The sequence below is a fragment of the Vibrio sp. Scap24 genome (assembly GCF_013394185.1).
Lineage (GTDB): Bacteria > Pseudomonadota > Gammaproteobacteria > Enterobacterales > Vibrionaceae > Vibrio > Vibrio pomeroyi.
This window is the reverse complement of record NZ_CP041332.1, coordinates 735,532-752,855: the sequence shown is the minus strand read 5'-3', so window position 1 is coordinate 752,855 and position 17,324 is coordinate 735,532. Positions and strand designations below refer to the sequence as shown.

The following is a 17,324-nucleotide window of genomic DNA, read 5'->3' as shown; positions in this document are numbered from 1 at the left end:
GCATTCGTTTTCTGTAATCGTTCTCATAAAAGTGAGTACGTAGTAGATGATTTTCATGACTTAAATCGCGCTTATTCTCCAAAAATGAGAGTGATTTATTGTTTGATCTCTCACTTTGATAACTGGACTGAAAACGTTTCCATGAAGTGGTTGTTGATCACAGTATCAATTAAGACGAATGGTTACATTAGCGTCGGACTTGATACTTGAGTGTTTTAAGAAGCGACCAAAGAGTGGCTCTAAAACGGAACTTAAGTGGATGAATTATTATAAATAAAAGGTGAGCGTTTCAACGTCTGTTAGGAGATGGGGTTACGTGCCTGAAGGAAATATTATGTCTGATCAAATTACTCTACAAACCAAATTATCTTATGGACTTGGGGCTCTTGGTAAAGACTTTGCCTGTGCCCCGATCTACATCTTCCTGATGTTCTATTTTACGGATGTTGCCGGGCTTTCAGCTGCGTTCGTGGGTACCATCTTTTTAGCCGCTCGTATCGTCGATGCGGTAACCGACCCAATGATGGGCGTTATCGTTGATAACACACGATCTAAGTTTGGTAAATTCCGACCTTGGATTGTGATTGGTACTCTATTAAATGCGGTAGTGCTCGTTGGTCTTTTCAGTACGCACATGTTCGAAGGCACTACGTTATACATTTATGCGGCTGCTGCTTATATCTTATGGGGTCTTACTTACACCATTATGGATATTCCATACTGGTCTATGATTCCTGCGCTATCAAGTTCTCGTCAAGAGCGTGAAAAGCTTGTGGTATGGCCAAGACTGTTTGCTAGCTTAGCGTGGTTTATTACGGGTACTTACGGTTTACACATTGTTGGCAAGTTAGGTGATGGTGACCAAGGACAAGGCTTCTTCAACGTTGCTATGTTGATTGCGGTATTGTTCGTGATGAGCGCATTCTTGATTGCTCGTAATGTAAAAGAAAAATCTGCACCAGCGAATGCTAAACCTGCTGAACGTTTCAGCTTCAAAGATGTACTAGTTATCATCGGCAAAAACGACCAACTAAAAGCACTTATTGGTACGGTATTGTCGTTCCAAATTGCGAACTTGTTGGTGGGTGGTTTTGCTATTTACTACTTCTCTTACGCATTAGGCAACGCAGACTTGTTCCCTGTTTATATGATGGTTGCAGGTATTGCTGAAGTTGCTGGTGTGTTCTTGTTCCCTCGTATTGCTTCTGCGCTACCACGTAAACATCTATGGGTTATCGCTTGTGGTTTCCCTGTGTTGTCTTGTATCACTCTGCTAATCATGGGCTTCATTGCTCCAGGTAACGCGATTCTAATCGGTATCGCAGGTGCGGCAATCAAGTTTGGTGTGGGCATCGCGAACGCACTTCAAACGGTTATGCTAGCGGATGTTGTAGATTACGGTGAGCATAAAACAGGTCGTCGTAGCGAGAGTGTTATCTTCTCTGTTCAAACTATGCTTGTGAAGTTTGCTGGCGCAGCGGGTGGTTTCATCGTGGGTATCGGCTTATCAATCGTGGGGTATGTACCAAACGTGGAACAGTCTGACAGCACAATTATGGGTTTACAATTTATGATGGTAGGACTGCCTGCCATTCTAATGACGGTAAGTGCTCTTGTTTACAAGCGTTACTACCATCTGCATGAAGGCTTTGATAAAGAACAAGCGGATCCAGAGACACAGGTGAATACTGTTACTGCTGAAGCATAAACACACTGTTTAACCTTGAATAAAGCTCAGTTTAGTCACTAAGCCCAAACGCCTCCTTGTGAGGCGTTTTTTTATGGGTGTTACCTAATCAAAGCCGTGCTGTAGAGCTTTTGTTTCGACTAAAACGCAAAAAGCCGCATCGAGTGATGCGGCTTCTTTAAATTTGGCTCCCCTTGCAAGACTTGAACTTGCGACATACGGATTAACAGTCCGCCGTTCTACCAACTGAACTAAAGGGGAATTGCTTGTTAGCGACGCGAATTCTAATAACAGTCCGTTTTTCTGTCAACAAAAAATAGCAGAAAAAAGTAAGATAAAAAACTTTACTTTCTGGAACGCCTTATTGGATTTAGGTTTGCTTTAGTTATCCACCAAAATTGTGGATAAGTGTGTGTGTGAAACTTTAACAACAATAATTGGGATAAATCTGAAAATGTAAAAAATGGATCTAACTTGATGTATTTAAAGCAATAGTATCAAAATATCACGGTTGTATAACTTTTCTAGATTATAAATTGAACAGTAAAACAAGCGGTATTTTTAGGTTTTTTGGGGAAAAGTAGTGGATTAAAATTCGAGTAATTTAGCTGGGGAAACTTTGCAGGGGCACGGATAATATCAAGTTCTAAAAATAAAAGCTATAACTGATCTCGAATCTTAAGAAGCATTTCTCTAGATAATAGTTGCAACGACACTCCTCCTAGAGTGACAATGACCTGATTAAAAAAACAGTATGGAAATGGCGACCTATGAGTAAACTCTTTGACTTGGTATCGGACTACAGCCCGTCCGGTGACCAGCCGACAGCGATAACCAAATTACTAGATGGATTGGATTCTGGTTTGGCACATCAAACGCTATTAGGGGTAACGGGCTCAGGTAAAACCTTTACCCTTGCCAACGTCATTTCTCAATCTCAAAGACCGGCGATCTTGTTAGCGCCCAACAAGACGTTGGCCGCTCAATTGTATGGTGAGATGAAATCCTTCTTTCCTAACAATGCCGTCGAGTATTTCGTGTCTTACTACGATTACTATCAACCGGAAGCCTACGTTCCGACAACAGACACATTCATCGAGAAAGATGCGTCTGTGAACGCCCATATTGAACAAATGAGGCTTTCGGCAACCAAGGCCTTGCTAGAACGAAAAGATGCCATCATTGTCGCGTCTGTATCGGCCATTTATGGTCTGGGTGATCCTAAGTCTTACCTGAAGATGATGCTTCACTTGAGTCGCGGTGAGGTCATGGATCAGCGTGATATCTTGCGCCGCTTGGCTGAGCTGCAATATTCAAGAAATGACGTGGCGTTCGAGCGTGGTCAGTTCCGCGTTCGTGGTGAAGTGATTGATATTTTCCCTGCTGAATCTGACCAAGATGCTGTGCGAATCGAGATGTTCGATGATGAAGTGGATTGCATCAGTATCTTTGACCCACTGACTGGTGCGGTTAAACAGAGAGACTTACCGCGCTTTACCGTTTATCCGAAAACTCACTATGTAACGCCAAGAGAGAAAATCCTTGAGGCGATCGAGAACATTAAAGACGAACTTCGAGACCGAGCTCAATATCTAAAAGACAATAACAAGCTTTTGGAAGAGCAGCGCATTTCTCAGAGAACTCAGTTTGATATCGAGATGATGACGGAACTTGGTTTCTGTTCTGGTATCGAAAACTATTCACGATACCTAAGTGGTCGTGCTGAAGGGGAAGCGCCTCCGACGTTATTTGACTACTTGCCTGATGATGGTCTGTTGATTATCGATGAGTCACACGTGACTGTGCCGCAAATTGGCGCCATGTACAAAGGTGACCGTTCGCGTAAGGAAACTCTGGTTGAGTTTGGTTTCCGTCTACCTTCTGCATTGGATAACCGTCCAATGAAGTTCGACGAGTTTGAATCTATCGCGCCGCAAACGATTTTTGTCTCTGCCACTCCAGGTAATTACGAGATTGAAAAATCAGATGGCGAGATTGCTGATCAAGTCGTTCGTCCTACTGGCCTGTTAGATCCAATTATTGAAGTAAGACCGGTCGCGACTCAGGTTGATGACTTGTTGTCTGAAATCAGAATCCGTTCAGCGAAAGAAGAGCGTGTTTTGGTGACCACGTTGACCAAGCGAATGGCGGAAGACTTAACCGAATACCTAAGCGAGCATGGCGTTAAAGTGCGTTACTTGCACTCGGATATTGATACGGTTGAGCGTGTAGAGATCATTCGAGACCTACGTCTAGGCGAGTTCGACGTGTTGGTGGGTATTAACTTACTTCGAGAAGGTTTGGATATGCCTGAAGTCTCGCTGGTAGCGATTCTTGATGCAGACAAAGAGGGCTTCTTACGTTCTGAACGCTCTCTAATTCAAACCATTGGTCGTGCTGCGCGTAACCTTGAAGGTAAAGCGATCTTATACGGTGACTCGATTACTAAGTCGATGAAAAAAGCGATTGATGAAACCGACCGTCGTAGAGAGAAACAGCAAGCTTACAACGAAGAGCAGGGTATTACGCCACAAGCGCTTAAGCGTAATATCAAAGATATTATGGAACTGGGTGACATCACCAAGTCGAAACAACAGCGACAATCTAAACAGGTTCCGTTGTCTAAGGTGGCTGAGCCTTCAGAAAGTTATGCAGTGCTTACGCCGCAACAGCTTGATAAAGAGATCAGCAAGTTGGAAGCGGCAATGTATCAGCATGCTCAGAACTTGGAATTTGAATTGGCAGCACAGAAGCGTGATGAAATAGAGCAGCTAAGAAAGCAATTCATTACCAATAGCTAACTCCACTTAATCGTACTTTTTAACTCAAGAATTAACTAAAGAAGTTCGCCTCAAAAGACAATATTTGAGAGTGTTTCAGACAAAAAAACAGCCAGTAGTAAATGTTCTACTGGCTTACGTTTGTGAACACTCAGTCCACTAACAACGTCAGTTGGCTAGGTGACCCGAAGGTCATCTACACAATTGCATCGTTCGTGCCATATAGATAAAACATTGATTATTTGAAGCAAGTAAAAAAATACAATACAAATATTGTGGCTAATTTGCATAATGCAAAGCGGAATGCGACTATAATAAGAAATGCAAATTATAAATGGCTAGGATATGCAATCAAAAACGCTAGATAACAAATCAAAGTATTTGTTGATGGTGGAGGATACAGCTTCAGTCGCAGCGTTATATCGCTCGTATCTTACACCGCTCGAAATTGATATCAACATTGTCGGTACTGGCCGCGATGCAATTGAGAGTTTGAATCATCGAATCCCTGACCTCATTTTATTAGATCTACGTCTGCCTGATATGACGGGTATGGACGTACTCTTTGCTGTAAAACAAAAATACCCTGAAGTGCCCGTTATCTTCATGACAGCGCACGGCTCTATCGATACCGCTGTAGAAGCGATGCGTCATGGTTCTCAAGACTTCCTTATCAAACCGTGTGAAGCCGACCGACTTCGTATTACGGTGAATAATGCGATCCGCAAAGCGACCAAGCTTAAGAACAGCTCTGAACATCCGGGAAACCAGAACTACCAAGGTTTTATTGGTAGTAGCCAAACCATGCAGCAGGTTTACCGAACTATCGATTCTGCGGCATCGAGTAAAGCGAGTATTTTCATTACTGGTGAAAGTGGTACGGGTAAAGAGGTGTGTGCAGAAGCGATTCACGCGGCGAGTAAGCGTGGCGATAAGCCGTTCATCGCAATCAACTGTGCGGCAATTCCTAAAGACTTGATTGAAAGTGAGCTGTTTGGCCACGTAAAAGGGGCGTTTACGGGCGCGGCAACCGATCGTCAAGGTGCCGCTGAATTGGCTGATGGTGGAACACTGTTCCTCGATGAGCTGTGTGAGATGGACCTTGAACTGCAAACCAAGCTTCTGCGTTTTATTCAAACTGGTACTTTTCAAAAGGTAGGCTCTTCGAAGATGAAGAGTGTGGACGTTCGTTTTGTTTGTGCGACCAACCGTGACCCTTGGAAAGAAGTACAGGAAGGTCGCTTTAGAGAAGATTTATACTACCGTTTGTACGTGATTCCTCTGCACTTGCCGCCATTGCGTGAGCGTGGTGAAGATGTCATCGAGATTGCATACTCATTATTGGGCTACATGTCGGTTGAAGAAGGCAAGGCGTTTGTGCGTTTTGCTCAGGAAGTGTTGGATCGCTTTAACCAATATGAGTGGCCGGGTAACGTTCGTCAGCTACAAAATGTATTGCGGAATGTGGTGGTATTGAATAATGGTAAAGAAATTACTCTGAACATGCTTCCGCCACCATTGAATCAACCGATTGAAAACAGTCTGCGCCTGAAAGAGAAGCAGAGTGAAGACATCACAGTAAAAGATATTTTCCCATTGTGGATCACTGAGAAAACGGCAATCGAACAGGCCATAAAAGCGTGTGATGGCAATATCCCTCGTGCGGCTGGTTTCTTGGATGTCAGTCCATCAACGATATACCGTAAATTGCAAACGTGGAATGCGAAGCAGTAATCGCCAAACAATAAGAAAGAACGATGATGAAAGTATTAAATCAGCAAAAAGTTGATGAGCTTGCCGGTGAGATTGGGCAAGAGAATGTCCCAGTGTTATTGGAAATCTTTTTAGGTGAATTGAAGGGGTACTACGAGCACCTAGAGCTAAACAAAGATACCGATACGTCTAAGTATTTGGCAGATATCAGCCATGCATTGAAGAGCAGTGCGGCGAGTTTTGGTGCTGATTCTTTGTGTAATTTTGCTATTAGCTTAGACGCAAAAGTGAAGCAAGCATTGCCCGTGACAGATATTGATTTTCAAGATATGCAGGAACTTCTGCTATCGACTTATACCGAGTATCAGCAGTTGATGACGGATCTCTAAAGCGGTTAATCGCGAAATATACAGGTAGAGATACAGAGACTAAAAAAGGAGCATGATGCTCCTTTTCGTTTTCTGATGCTTGAACTAATGAACTAATGAACTAAGCCAGCTGAGCTTCGATCGCTTGTTGAAGCTTCACTCGGTCGTGTCGCCAATCTCGGTTTGCAGATGCAAGATCCGTGGTCACACAATTCCATTGACCTTCTAGTTCTGGGTGTGGTTCATTGCCTAGTACAACGTCTATTTTACGTGCTTTACAAGTACGTTCACACCACTCCAATTGCTCTTGAAGCGTCATTTTACCTGCTGGACCGTGTTCTGGAGACAGGTTTTCAATGAAGATAACTTTTGCCTTGGTGTTTTCTGAGATTGCTTTGCCAATTTCTGGCAGTAGCAGCGGAGGCATCACACTGGTTAAAAAGCTGCCTGGGCCAAGCACAATACAGTCTGCTTCTTCCACCGCAGCTACGGCTTCTTTGGTTGCTGGCACTTCTGGCGACAAGTCCATCATGCGCAGTTTTTCTGTCATGTCATCAACATTGGTTTCGCCAGTTACCCAGCGGCCGTCCATTGATAGGGCTGTGAGGTCAGAAGGGTGCTCTGTCATCGGCACAATATTAACGTCGACCTTAAGCATATTTCGAATTAGGTTAATTGCTTCCAATGGACGAACCGAGAGGTTGTCTAATGCAGTGAGCATCAGGTTACCCAAGTTATGACCATCGAGTTCACCTTGGCCGCGAAAGCGGTATTCAAACATCATCGAGCTGATTGAAGGTTCAGTGATCAATTGGTTGATACAGTTACGAGTATCTCCCCAAGCGATACCACCTTGGCAGTCTCGGATTCGTCCGGTTGAACCGCCATTATCCGTTGTTGCAACAATGCCAGTTGCGTTGTTACCAAAGTCTTTTAGTGCAGCAAGCATACGACCTAAGCCATGGCCTCCACCGATTGCTACGACTTTCTTTGAAGAGTAAATATTCATTTTTTGTTCTTGTTAGATTATTACCAACTATAATTTAGGTTAAATGCTTCTCGCTATATACTCAACAAGAGTTATTTTGAGCGTTTGATACGTTTTTTTTGCCGATGTGACCCGTTTTTTACCATCAGAGCTAGATTCACGTACAAATATTAAGTATTTTATTACTCAGCTACTGCACGTATGAATATAACGTGCGGTTGCCATAACTCCGAGCTCTCGCATGCTAAGTCGCACAGTGGTATTTGCTGTACCGATACGCATCAAGAGCCAGTGACATGTTGTCACAAGGGCTTAATTGGAAATGATTATGCCTCCCGTGTTTGGAAAGGTGTTCCGTGGCGCAACAATTCGAAGATAGATTCCATCGCAAGTTTTATTACTTGCGCTTGTCGGTTACAGACGTCTGTAACTTTAAATGTACTTACTGCTTGCCGGATGGTTATAAACCGTCAGGGCAAAAAAACTCGTCTTTTTTAAGTGTTCCCGAGATCAAACGCGTTGTAAAAGCGTTTGCAGATTGTGGTACCTCAAAGATCCGCATCACAGGCGGAGAGCCGAGTCTGCGTAAAGACTTTCCTGAAATCATACATACCGTTGCTTCTACTCCAGGCATCGAAAAAGTAGCCACGACAACGAATGGCTACCGCATGGAGAAACAAGTAGGGCAGTGGCGTGATGCTGGTTTAACCCATATAAACGTGAGCGTGGATAGCTTAGATTCACGTATGTTCCATCAGATCACTGGTGAGAATAAGTTTACTGAGGTTATGCGAGGCATTGATAAAGCGTTTGAGGTTGGCTACGAACAAGTCAAAGTCAACGTTGTATTGATGAAAGACCTCAACAGTCAGGAATTACCAGCCTTCCTTAATTGGATCAAAGACAAACCTATTCAATTACGTTTTATCGAGCTGATGAAAACCGGCGAGATGGACGAGTTGTTTGATAAACACCATGTATCGGGCGTTGCGATTCGCAACCAGCTTATTGCTAACGGTTGGCTACTAAAAGTCAAAGCCGTTAATGATGGCCCTGCACAAGTGTTTGTCCACCCAGACTACAAGGGTGAAATTGGTTTGATCATGCCTTACGAGAAAGACTTTTGTGAGAGTTGTAACCGCCTGCGTGTTTCTGCGACCGGTAAACTTCACCTATGTCTGTTTGGCGACCACGGTGTTGAACTGAGAGATCTGATTCAAGAAGATCAACAAGAGCAAGAGCTCATTGATCGAATTCAGGCTCAGCTTCAAACCAAGTCCGTTAGCCACTTCTTGCATGATGGCAACAGCGGCATGACTCCAAACTTGGCGTCAATCGGCGGTTAACCCGCTATATACTCTAAAGCATTTTATCGCTCAGCTTCTTCAGGCTGGGCGAATCAGTCTAGGGCGTGTTGCTCTTTCGAGCTGATTTTTGCAGCGAGTTGCTGGGTATTTATACAAGGCAGAGGCTTTGATGTGTAGCTAGCCTACATGAGAAGCCGATAACGTAGTAGAAATGACCAGCAAATGCTGCCCGAAGGGTTCGGCTAAAAGCGTTTTACTCTTTGTTGAGGGAGATTTGCTTAGAATGACTAGGCTACTTCCCCCTCGCCGCGATTAAAACGCTTTTATCTCGAACAAAATTTAATCACGAAAGGTCAACACGCCCTCATAATTGAAAAATTTATATAGGTGAACAAATGGGTCACGCAGAAAGCAAATTCCAAGCAGCAAACATCGCAGTACTAACTGTTTCAGATACGCGTACAGAAGAAAATGACACGTCAGGTGGTTACCTAGCGGAGCATGCTAAAGAAGCGGGTCATAACGTTGTTGATAAGCAAATTGTTATCGACGACATGTACAAGATCCGTGCGATCGTATCTAAGTGGATCGCTGATGAAAGCGTACAAGCGATCATGATCACTGGTGGTACGGGCTTCACTTCTCGTGACAGCACGCCTGAAGCGCTTAAGCCACTATTCGACAAAGAAGTAGAAGGCTTTGGTGAGCTATTCCGTCAAGTGTCTTACGAAGAGATCGGTACATCGACAATTCAATCTCGTGCAATTGCGGGCTTTGCTAACCACACAGTAATCTTTGCGATGCCAGGTTCTACAGGTGCTTGCCGTACAGGTTGGACTAAGATAATCAAGCAACAGATGGATGCTAGCCACCGTCCTTGTAACTTCATGCCACATCTTTCTGTATAAGGTGGTTTGAGCATGAGCCAATTTACCCACATTAACGCGTCTGGCGAAGCAAACATGGTCGATGTATCGGCTAAAGCAGAGACAGTACGTGAAGCGAGAGCAGAAGCTTTCGTTCAAATGTCTGCTGAAACGCTAGAACTGATTGTTTCTGGCAGCCACCATAAAGGTGATGTTTTTGCAACGGCACGTATTGCTGGCATTCAAGCGGCAAAGAAGACGTGGGACCTGATTCCACTGTGTCACCCTTTGTTGCTGACTAAGGTCGAAGTTCAGCTTGAGGCTATCGAGTCTGAAAACAAGGTTCGCATCGAATCTGTTTGTAAGCTTGCTGGTAAGACAGGCGTAGAAATGGAAGCGCTAACGGCGGCTTCTGTTGCCGCACTAACCATTTACGATATGTGTAAAGCTGTTCAGAAAGACATTGTTATCGAGAATGTACGCCTGTTAGAGAAGACGGGTGGTAAATCTGGTCACTTTAAGGTGGAATCATGATAACAGTACTTTTCTTTGCTCAAACTCGTGAACTTGTTGGTGTGGACAGCGTTGAAGTTGACGCACAGTTCAAGACGATTGAAGCTATTCGCAGCCACCTTGTAGAACAAGAAGGCAAATGGGATATCGCTTTGGAAGAAGGCAAGCTTCTGGCTGCGCTTAACCAATCAATCGTACCTCTGACAACTGAAGTGAAAGATGGCGATGAAGTGGCTTTCTTCCCACCTGTAACTGGAGGCTAAGCATGGATCCAAGAGTATTAGTGACAGCAGAGGATTTCTCTGTAGGCGACGAATACGATTACTTGGCTCAAGGTACAGCTGCCGGAGCGATTGTGACGTTCGTTGGTAAAGTTCGCGATATGAACCTTGGCGACAATGTGATTGGTTTGTCTCTGGAGCACTATCCGGGTATGACAGAGAAATCACTGAGCGAGATCTGTGATCAAGCTGAGGCTCGTTGGCCAATACAAAAGATGCGTGTTATCCACCGCGTGGGTGACCTAGATATCGGTGACCAGATTGTTTACGTTGGTGTATCCAGTGCACACCGCGGTGCCGCCTTTGAAGCCTGTGAGTTTGTGATGGACTTCCTGAAAACCAAAGCGCCGTTTTGGAAGAAGGAACGTACCACTGAAGAAACTCGTTGGGTTGACTCTCGAGATTCAGATGCGAAAGCTGCAGAGCGCTGGGAAAAATAACCACCCAAGGTTACTCACCTTCAGAACAATTATTAAAAGCCGACTATTAAAGTCGGTTTTTTTGTGCGTGCTACAAAGCTATTTATAAATAATTGGTGTATTAATAAATGGTTAATCATTCAAGTCGCATATAAATTCGGTGCGTGATTTTGTCTGTCTTGGTGCATTTCTAAATCTGTTTTGGTGCAGTGCATTATGCTGTTTTGTATAAAGTGATAATCCTCACAAATAGTGGAGTCTATTTAGGGGATATGTGATGTGCAATTAGATTTCATGTGGCATTAATGTTAATTTGCTGACCGTGTTCTAGCATAAGATGCTAAAAAAAAGTATCAATACAGATACATCAACACTAAAGGCTGTTTTTTAATTAATCCCTATGTGTAACTCACTATTCATTAGGTTTTTATTAGAGATTTACACTGTTACCTTGAGTAATTCGGAGAATTATCCGATTTTTTGCGACTTGTTTATGGCAAATTACTTCAATGGTTGATAGTGTGTGCCTCAATCTTTGTAAGGTTTTAGGTTTTTATGCTTAAATTTTGAGCTAAATAAATCTAAATCACTGCCGTTCAGTGAACCAAGCAAAGAAGTCATGGATGCAATACATAAAACTTGGAGTTTATTAAATGTACAAGAATAAAATCACTCAGGCCCTTCTTCTAGGTGCTGGTTTGGCAGTGGCTGCCTCTTCTACTCTTTCTATTGCTGCTGAAGTTCCAGCAGGTACAGAACTGGCAAAAGTTCAGGAACTTGTTCGTGGTAACGGTACTGAAGTTGCGACAATCGACCCACACAAATCTCAAGGTGTACCAGAATCTCACGTAATCCGTGATCTTCTTGAAGGTCTAGTGAACCAAGACGGCGAAGGTAATACTATCCCTGGTGTTGCTGAAAGCTGGGAAACGACAGACAACAAAACATTCACTTTCCACCTACGTAAAGACGCAAAATGGTCTAACGGCGATCCTGTAACAGCTCAAGATTTCGTATACAGCTGGAAACGTGCAGTCGATCCTGCGACGGCTTCTCCATACGCTTGGTACATGGAATATACCAAGATGGCGAATGCGAAGGACATCGTAGCGGGTAAGAAAGACAAGAGTGAGCTAGGCGTTAAAGCTGTAGATGCAAACACGCTTGTTGTTGAATTAGAAACAGCGGTACCATACTTCGTAATGATGATGGGCCACACAACAATGAAGCCAGTACACCAGGCGACTGTTGAAAAATACGGTGACCAGTGGACTAAGCCAGAGCACTTTGTTGGCAATGGTGCATTCTCTGTTGATAAATGGGTTGTTAACGAGCGTCTAGTACTTAAGCGTAACGACCAATACTGGAACAACGATAAGACGGTTCTAAATAAAGTAACCTTCCTACCAATCGAAAACCAAGTAGCGGAAATGAACCGCTTCCTATCTGGCGAAATCGATTTCACAAACGAACTTCCAACTGAGCACTTCAAGCGTCTTCAAAAAGAGTACGCGGAAGATGTATCTGTAGCGGGTAACCTATGTACTTACTACTACATCTTCAACACGAAGAAAGCACCATTTGATGATGTTCGTGTTCGTCAGGCAATCTCTTACGCGATCGACCGTGATATCGTAACAGGTGCTATCCTAGCGCAAGGTCAAAAACCTGCGTACTTCCTAACGCCTGAAATCACAGCTGGTTTCGATCCTGAGCTACCTGCTTACGGTAAGATGTCTCAGAAAGAGCGCAACGCAGAAGCGGAACGTCTTCTTGAAGAAGCGGGTTATGGTAAAGACAACCCACTTAAATTCAACCTACTTTACAACACTTCAGAGAACCACAAGAAGATTGCTGTAGCGCTAGGTTCTATGTGGAAGAAAACACTGGGTCTTTCTGTAACACTTGAGAACCAAGAGTGGAAAACGTACCTATCTTCTAAAGATTCTGGTGACTTCGAAGTAGCACGTGCTGGTTGGTGTGGTGACTACAACGAAGCGTCTTCGTTCCTAACGCTAATGAAGAGTAACAACACTACCGGTGGTGTTCACTACGACAGCGCGGCTTACGATCAAATCATCGATAAAGCACTTAACTCAACTTCAGAAGAAGAGCGTAAAGCACTTTACCTAGAAGCTGAGGCGCTAATGGCAAAAGACATGCCAATCGCTCCTATCTACCAATACGTTAAATCTCGTCTACTTAACCCGCATGTTGGTGGTTTCCCAATCAACAACGCGGAAGATAAGATCTTCTCGAAAGACCTATACATCAAAGCTCAATAATAAGCTTCGATTCTAAAAAGTTAATATAACTATAACGATACAGACACTACATGCGCAGGGCGCGCATGTAGCGTCTTTCTAATTTTAATTGTCACAGACTGAAAGAGTGAGTTTATGCTTAAATTCATTATGAAAAGGATATTTGAAGCGATTCCAACCATGTTGGTGTTGATCACTATATCTTTCTTTCTCATGCGTTTCGCACCGGGTAACCCGTTTTCAAGCGAACGTCCATTACCGCCAGAAGTTATGGCTAACATCGAAGCTAAATACGGCTTAGATAAACCAGTATTTGAACAATACACCACGTATTTGACAAATATCTTACAAGGTGACTTCGGTCCCTCGTTTAAATACCAAGATTACACAGTAAATGAGCTGATCGCGGTTGCACTTCCAGTATCTGCGAAGGTAGGTTTCGTTGCCTTTATCTTCACACTATTGATGGGGGTCACTGTCGGGACGATTGCTGCCTTGAAGCACAATACCTGGGTCGACTACACCATAATGTCGACCGCCATGCTCGGGGTGGTGATGCCATCCTTCGTGTTGGCACCGGCGCTTATTTACCTTTTCTCCCTGCACTGGAACATATTCCCAGCAGGTGGTTGGCATGGCGGTACATTCATGTACATCGTGCTACCTGTTATCGCGATGTCTCTTCTTTATGTAGCAACCTTTGCTCGTATTACTCGCGGTAGCATGATTGAAACGCTAAACAGTAACTTTATCCGAACTGCACGTGCAAAAGGCTTAAGTTACCGTTACATCATTCTAAAACATGCACTTAAGCCAGCAATGCTGCCTGTTGTTTCTTACATGGGCCCTGCGTTCGTAGGTATCATCACAGGTTCAGTTGTTGTTGAAACCATCTTCGGCCTACCAGGTATCGGTAAGCTGTTTGTTAACGCCGCGTTTAACCGTGACTACTCGCTAGTAATGGGTGTAACCATCTTGATTGGTTTCCTATTCATCTTGTTCAACGCAATCGTTGATATTTTGCTAGCGCTGATTGACCCGAAAATTCGCTACTAACAGGGACTGGTTATGTTGAAGAAAAAAGAAAATTTAGAAGCGATCGAAAAGTTCTCTGAGAGTTTAGAGATTGAAGGTCGTAGTTTGTGGCAGGATGCACGCATTCGTTTCATGCGTAACAAAGCTGCGATGGTCAGCCTGTTCATCCTTACCATTATGGTACTGGCAGTTATCTTCTTACCGATGCTAGCTCAGTACACTTATGATGATACTGACTGGTACGCAATGCACGTAGGTCCAAACGCGGATCACTGGTTTGGTACAGATAGCTTAGGCCGTGACTTATACGTTCGTACGCTTATCGGTGGCCGTATCTCACTAATGGTTGGTGTGATGGGTGCCTTCGTAGCGGTACTTATTGGTACGCTTTACGGTGCTGCTTCTGGCTTCATCGGTGGTCGTACTGACCGAGTGATGATGCGTATCCTAGAGATTTTGTACGCGGTTCCATTCATGTTCCTAGTTATCGTTCTAGTAACATTCTTTGGTCGTAACATCATTCTAATCTTCGTTGCTATTGGTGCGATTGCTTGGCTAGATATGGCGCGTATTGTACGTGGTCAAACGCTGAGCTTACGTAGTAAAGAGTTCATTGAAGCAGCACACGTATGTGGTGTGAGCAAATGGAAGATCATTACACGTCACATCGTACCAAACGTACTGGGTATCGTAGCGGTTTACTCTACGCTGCTTATTCCAAGCATGATCCTTACAGAATCATTCTTATCTTTCCTTGGTCTTGGTGTTCAAGAGCCTATGACAAGCTGGGGCGCATTGCTTCAAGAAGGTTCGCAAACAATGGAAGTTGCTATCTGGCAATTGACGTTCCCTGCGGCATTCATGGTAGTTACGCTGTTCTGCTTTAACTACGTAGGTGATGGTCTGCGCGACGCGCTTGATCCAAAAGACAGATAAAAAATAGCAATTAAAAGCTATAAAAGATTAAGGAAGCAATAATGAGCTTATTAGATGTCAAAGATCTGCGCGTCGAATTTACCACGCAAGATGGTATCGTAACCGCAGTAAACGACCTGAACTTCTCACTCAACCAAGGCGAAACGCTGGGTATCGTGGGTGAGTCAGGTTCAGGTAAATCACAAACTGTATTCTCTATCATGGGTCTGCTGGCTAAGAACGGCATCATCTCGGGTAGCGCGAAGTTTGAAGGTAAAGAGATTCTTAACCTTCCAGAGAAGGAGCTGAACAAAGTTCGTGCTGAACAGATCGCGATGATCTTCCAAGATCCGATGACATCACTGAACCCTTACATGAAAGTAAGTGATCAGTTGATGGAAGTTCTTATGCTGCACAAAGGCATGGGTAAAGCAGAGGCATTTGAAGAATCAGTACGCATGCTTGAAGCGGTTAAAATCCCTGAAGCCCGCAAGCGTATCACCATGTACCCACACGAATTTTCTGGCGGTATGCGTCAGCGTGTGATGATCGCAATGGCACTATTGTGTCGTCCTAAATTGCTTATCGCTGATGAACCAACAACCGCTTTGGATGTAACTATTCAAGCACAAATCATGGAATTGCTGAACGAATTGAAAGATGAGTTCAACACGGCAATCATCATGATCACCCACGATTTGGGTGTGGTTGCAGGTTCATGTGACAAGGTACTTGTGATGTACGCTGGTCGTACAATGGAGTACGGCACGGTTGATGAAATCTTCTACGAGCCAAGCCACCCATACGCAGAGGGCCTACTGAAAGCGATTCCTCGTTTGGATACAGAAGGTGAAATTCTACCGACTATTCCAGGTAATCCACCAAACTTACTTCGCCTGCCAACAGGCTGTCCTTACCAAGATCGTTGTCACCGCGTAATGGACCGTTGTAAGCAAGAAGCACCTATTTTGACGCCATTTGGTAATGACCGTCAGCGTGCTTGTTTTTCTGACTGGGAGACTTGGACAAAATGAGTGTAGATAAGCAGTTATTATTAGATATTAAAGACCTGAAAGTTCACTTTAGCATCGCAGCTAAATCAGCGTGGCCTTGGGCAAAACCGTCAAACCTGAAAGCCGTTGATGGCGTTGATATTCACCTTTACGAAGGGGAAACGCTGGGTGTAGTAGGTGAGTCTGGTTGTGGTAAATCGACATTTGCTCGTGCAATCATTGGTTTGGTTGAAGCGACAGACGGCGAAGTTATGTGGTTAGGTCAAGACCTAACTAAAATGCAGGAAGTACAGCGTCGTGAAACTCGTAAAGAGATTCAGATGATCTTCCAAGACCCACTAGCATCGCTTAACCCGCGTATGTCTGTTGGTGACATTATTGCCGAGCCTCTAGAAACTTTTTACCCAGAACTTTCTAAACAGGAAGTGAAGGACCGAGTTAAAGAGATGATGGCAAAGGTTGGTCTACTACCAAACGTAATCAATCGTTACCCGCATGAGTTCTCTGGTGGCCAGTGTCAGCGTATCGGCATTGCACGTGCTCTTATCTTGAAGCCTAAGATGATCATCTGTGATGAGCCAGTTTCAGCATTGGACGTATCTATCCAAGCTCAAGTAGTTAACCTTCTGAAGGAGCTACAAAAAGAGCTAGGTTTGTCTTTGGTATTCATCGCGCACGATTTGTCGGTTGTTAAACACATTTCTGACCGCGTGTTGGTGATGTATTTAGGCAACGCGGTAGAACTTGGCGAATCAGATGCGTTGTTCTCTGATCCTAAGCACCCGTACACCAAAGCGTTGATGTCTGCAGTTCCGATCCCTGACCCACGCTTAGAGCGCAGCAAAACCATTCAGATGTTGGAAGGTGATCTACCGTCACCAATCAATCCGCCATCAGGTTGTGTGTTCCGTACTCGTTGCCCACAAGCAACAGAGGCGTGTGCGCAAACTAAGCCAACGATTCAAGGCGATGACGTTCACGCAGTATCTTGCTTGCACGTACAAGTCTAGAGCCTATTTAAAACGGTTCAGCCTGTGACAGGCTTAAGCGCGACTAGTTATTAGAGTCGCGCTTTTTTTGTCTTAAGTTTAGGCTTATTGGTCAGCGCAACAAGCTTCATCAAAATATTCGAACAACTAAGCCAACTTCTTCTAGTTTTGAAAAAGTTGGCTTTT

At 44.0% G+C, this 17,324-nt stretch carries 15 protein-coding genes, 1 tRNA gene and 1 riboswitch; of the genes, 14 read left to right on the top strand and 2 right to left on the bottom strand.

The genetic code is table 11. The features are described from left to right. The first annotated feature begins 334 nt into the window (after positions 1–334). Complete coding sequence (gene melB, locus FLM53_RS02985; RefSeq protein ID WP_176680190.1) at positions 335–1,708, top strand: melibiose:sodium transporter MelB; 1,374 nt, start codon at positions 335–337, stop codon at positions 1,706–1,708. A gap of 164 nt (positions 1,709–1,872) precedes the next feature. Here the strand turns inward: melB and FLM53_RS02980 are convergent. Further along, positions 1,873–1,948: transfer RNA gene (locus FLM53_RS02980), tRNA-Asn, on the bottom strand. A 509-nt stretch (positions 1,949–2,457) separates the two neighbouring features. On the opposite strand from FLM53_RS02980, the gene uvrB reads away from it, so the two are divergent. The 3 genes from uvrB (at position 2,458) to luxU (ending at position 6,569) form a co-directional block, all read left to right on the top strand. Continuing rightward, positions 2,458–4,488 (top strand): excinuclease ABC subunit UvrB, encoded by a 2,031-nt coding sequence (uvrB, locus tag FLM53_RS02975; RefSeq protein WP_017632951.1) that lies wholly within the window; start codon positions 2,458–2,460, stop codon positions 4,486–4,488. A 324-nt stretch (positions 4,489–4,812) separates the two neighbouring features. Next, positions 4,813–6,201 carry a quorum-sensing sigma-54 dependent transcriptional regulator LuxO gene (gene luxO, locus FLM53_RS02970; protein ID WP_017632950.1) on the top strand — a complete coding sequence of 463 codons (1,389 nt, stop codon included), beginning with the start codon at positions 4,813–4,815 and terminating at the stop codon, positions 6,199–6,201. Between the two features lie 23 nt (positions 6,202–6,224). Then, positions 6,225–6,569, top strand: coding sequence for a quorum-sensing phosphorelay protein LuxU (gene luxU, locus FLM53_RS02965; RefSeq protein WP_017632949.1), 345 nt, complete (start codon positions 6,225–6,227; stop codon positions 6,567–6,569). A gap of 100 nt (positions 6,570–6,669) precedes the next feature. Here the strand turns inward: luxU and FLM53_RS02960 are convergent, their stop codons facing one another. After that, complete coding sequence (locus FLM53_RS02960; protein ID WP_176680189.1) at positions 6,670–7,557, bottom strand: YvcK family protein; 888 nt, start codon at positions 7,555–7,557, stop codon at positions 6,670–6,672. Positions 7,558–7,751: 194 nt separating this feature from the next. Beyond that, a riboswitch (molybdenum cofactor riboswitch) is annotated at positions 7,752–7,904 on the top strand. Here FLM53_RS02960 and moaA point away from each other — a divergent pair. The 10 genes from moaA (at position 7,893) to oppF (ending at position 17,159) form a co-directional block, all read left to right on the top strand. Next, on the top strand, positions 7,893–8,882 hold the full coding sequence (gene moaA, locus FLM53_RS02955) for a GTP 3',8-cyclase MoaA (RefSeq protein ID WP_017632500.1): 990 nt from the start codon (positions 7,893–7,895) through the stop codon (positions 8,880–8,882). (Overlaps the previous riboswitch by 12 nt.) 356 nt (positions 8,883–9,238) lie before the next feature. Further along, positions 9,239–9,751, top strand: a complete 513-nt coding sequence (gene moaB / locus FLM53_RS02950; RefSeq protein WP_004734027.1) for a molybdenum cofactor biosynthesis protein B — start codon at positions 9,239–9,241, stop codon at positions 9,749–9,751. Positions 9,752–9,763: 12 nt separating this feature from the next. Next, positions 9,764–10,243 (top strand): cyclic pyranopterin monophosphate synthase MoaC, encoded by a 480-nt coding sequence (gene moaC / locus FLM53_RS02945; RefSeq protein ID WP_004734026.1) that lies wholly within the window; start codon positions 9,764–9,766, stop codon positions 10,241–10,243. Then, entirely contained in the window at positions 10,240–10,485 is a 246-nt protein-coding gene (moaD, locus tag FLM53_RS02940; protein ID WP_055319720.1) for a molybdopterin synthase sulfur carrier subunit, read from the top strand. Before moaC ends, moaD begins: the two co-directional genes overlap by 4 nt. A 2-nt stretch (positions 10,486–10,487) precedes the next feature. After that, positions 10,488–10,943, top strand: coding sequence for a molybdopterin synthase catalytic subunit MoaE (gene moaE, locus FLM53_RS02935; RefSeq protein ID WP_017632502.1), 456 nt, complete (start codon positions 10,488–10,490; stop codon positions 10,941–10,943). A gap of 632 nt (positions 10,944–11,575) precedes the next feature. Next, on the top strand, positions 11,576–13,207 hold the full coding sequence (locus FLM53_RS02930; protein WP_048659735.1) for an ABC transporter substrate-binding protein: 1,632 nt from the start codon (positions 11,576–11,578) through the stop codon (positions 13,205–13,207). Positions 13,208–13,321: 114 nt separating this feature from the next. After that, positions 13,322–14,242 carry an oligopeptide ABC transporter permease OppB gene (gene oppB / locus FLM53_RS02925; RefSeq protein ID WP_017062174.1) on the top strand — a complete coding sequence of 307 codons (921 nt, stop codon included), beginning with the start codon at positions 13,322–13,324 and terminating at the stop codon, positions 14,240–14,242. A gap of 12 nt (positions 14,243–14,254) precedes the next feature. Next, complete coding sequence (gene oppC, locus FLM53_RS02920) at positions 14,255–15,157, top strand: oligopeptide ABC transporter permease OppC (protein ID WP_048662067.1); 903 nt, start codon at positions 14,255–14,257, stop codon at positions 15,155–15,157. 41 nt (positions 15,158–15,198) lie between these two features. Then, positions 15,199–16,170: an ABC transporter ATP-binding protein gene (locus FLM53_RS02915; protein ID WP_048659733.1), complete on the top strand. Its 972-nt coding sequence runs from the start codon at positions 15,199–15,201 to the stop codon at positions 16,168–16,170. Next, a complete protein-coding gene (gene oppF / locus FLM53_RS02910) occupies positions 16,167–17,159 on the top strand; it encodes a murein tripeptide/oligopeptide ABC transporter ATP binding protein OppF (protein WP_017632507.1) in 993 nt (330 codons plus the stop codon). Before FLM53_RS02915 ends, oppF begins: the two co-directional genes overlap by 4 nt. The last annotated feature ends 165 nt before the right edge of the window (positions 17,160–17,324 follow it).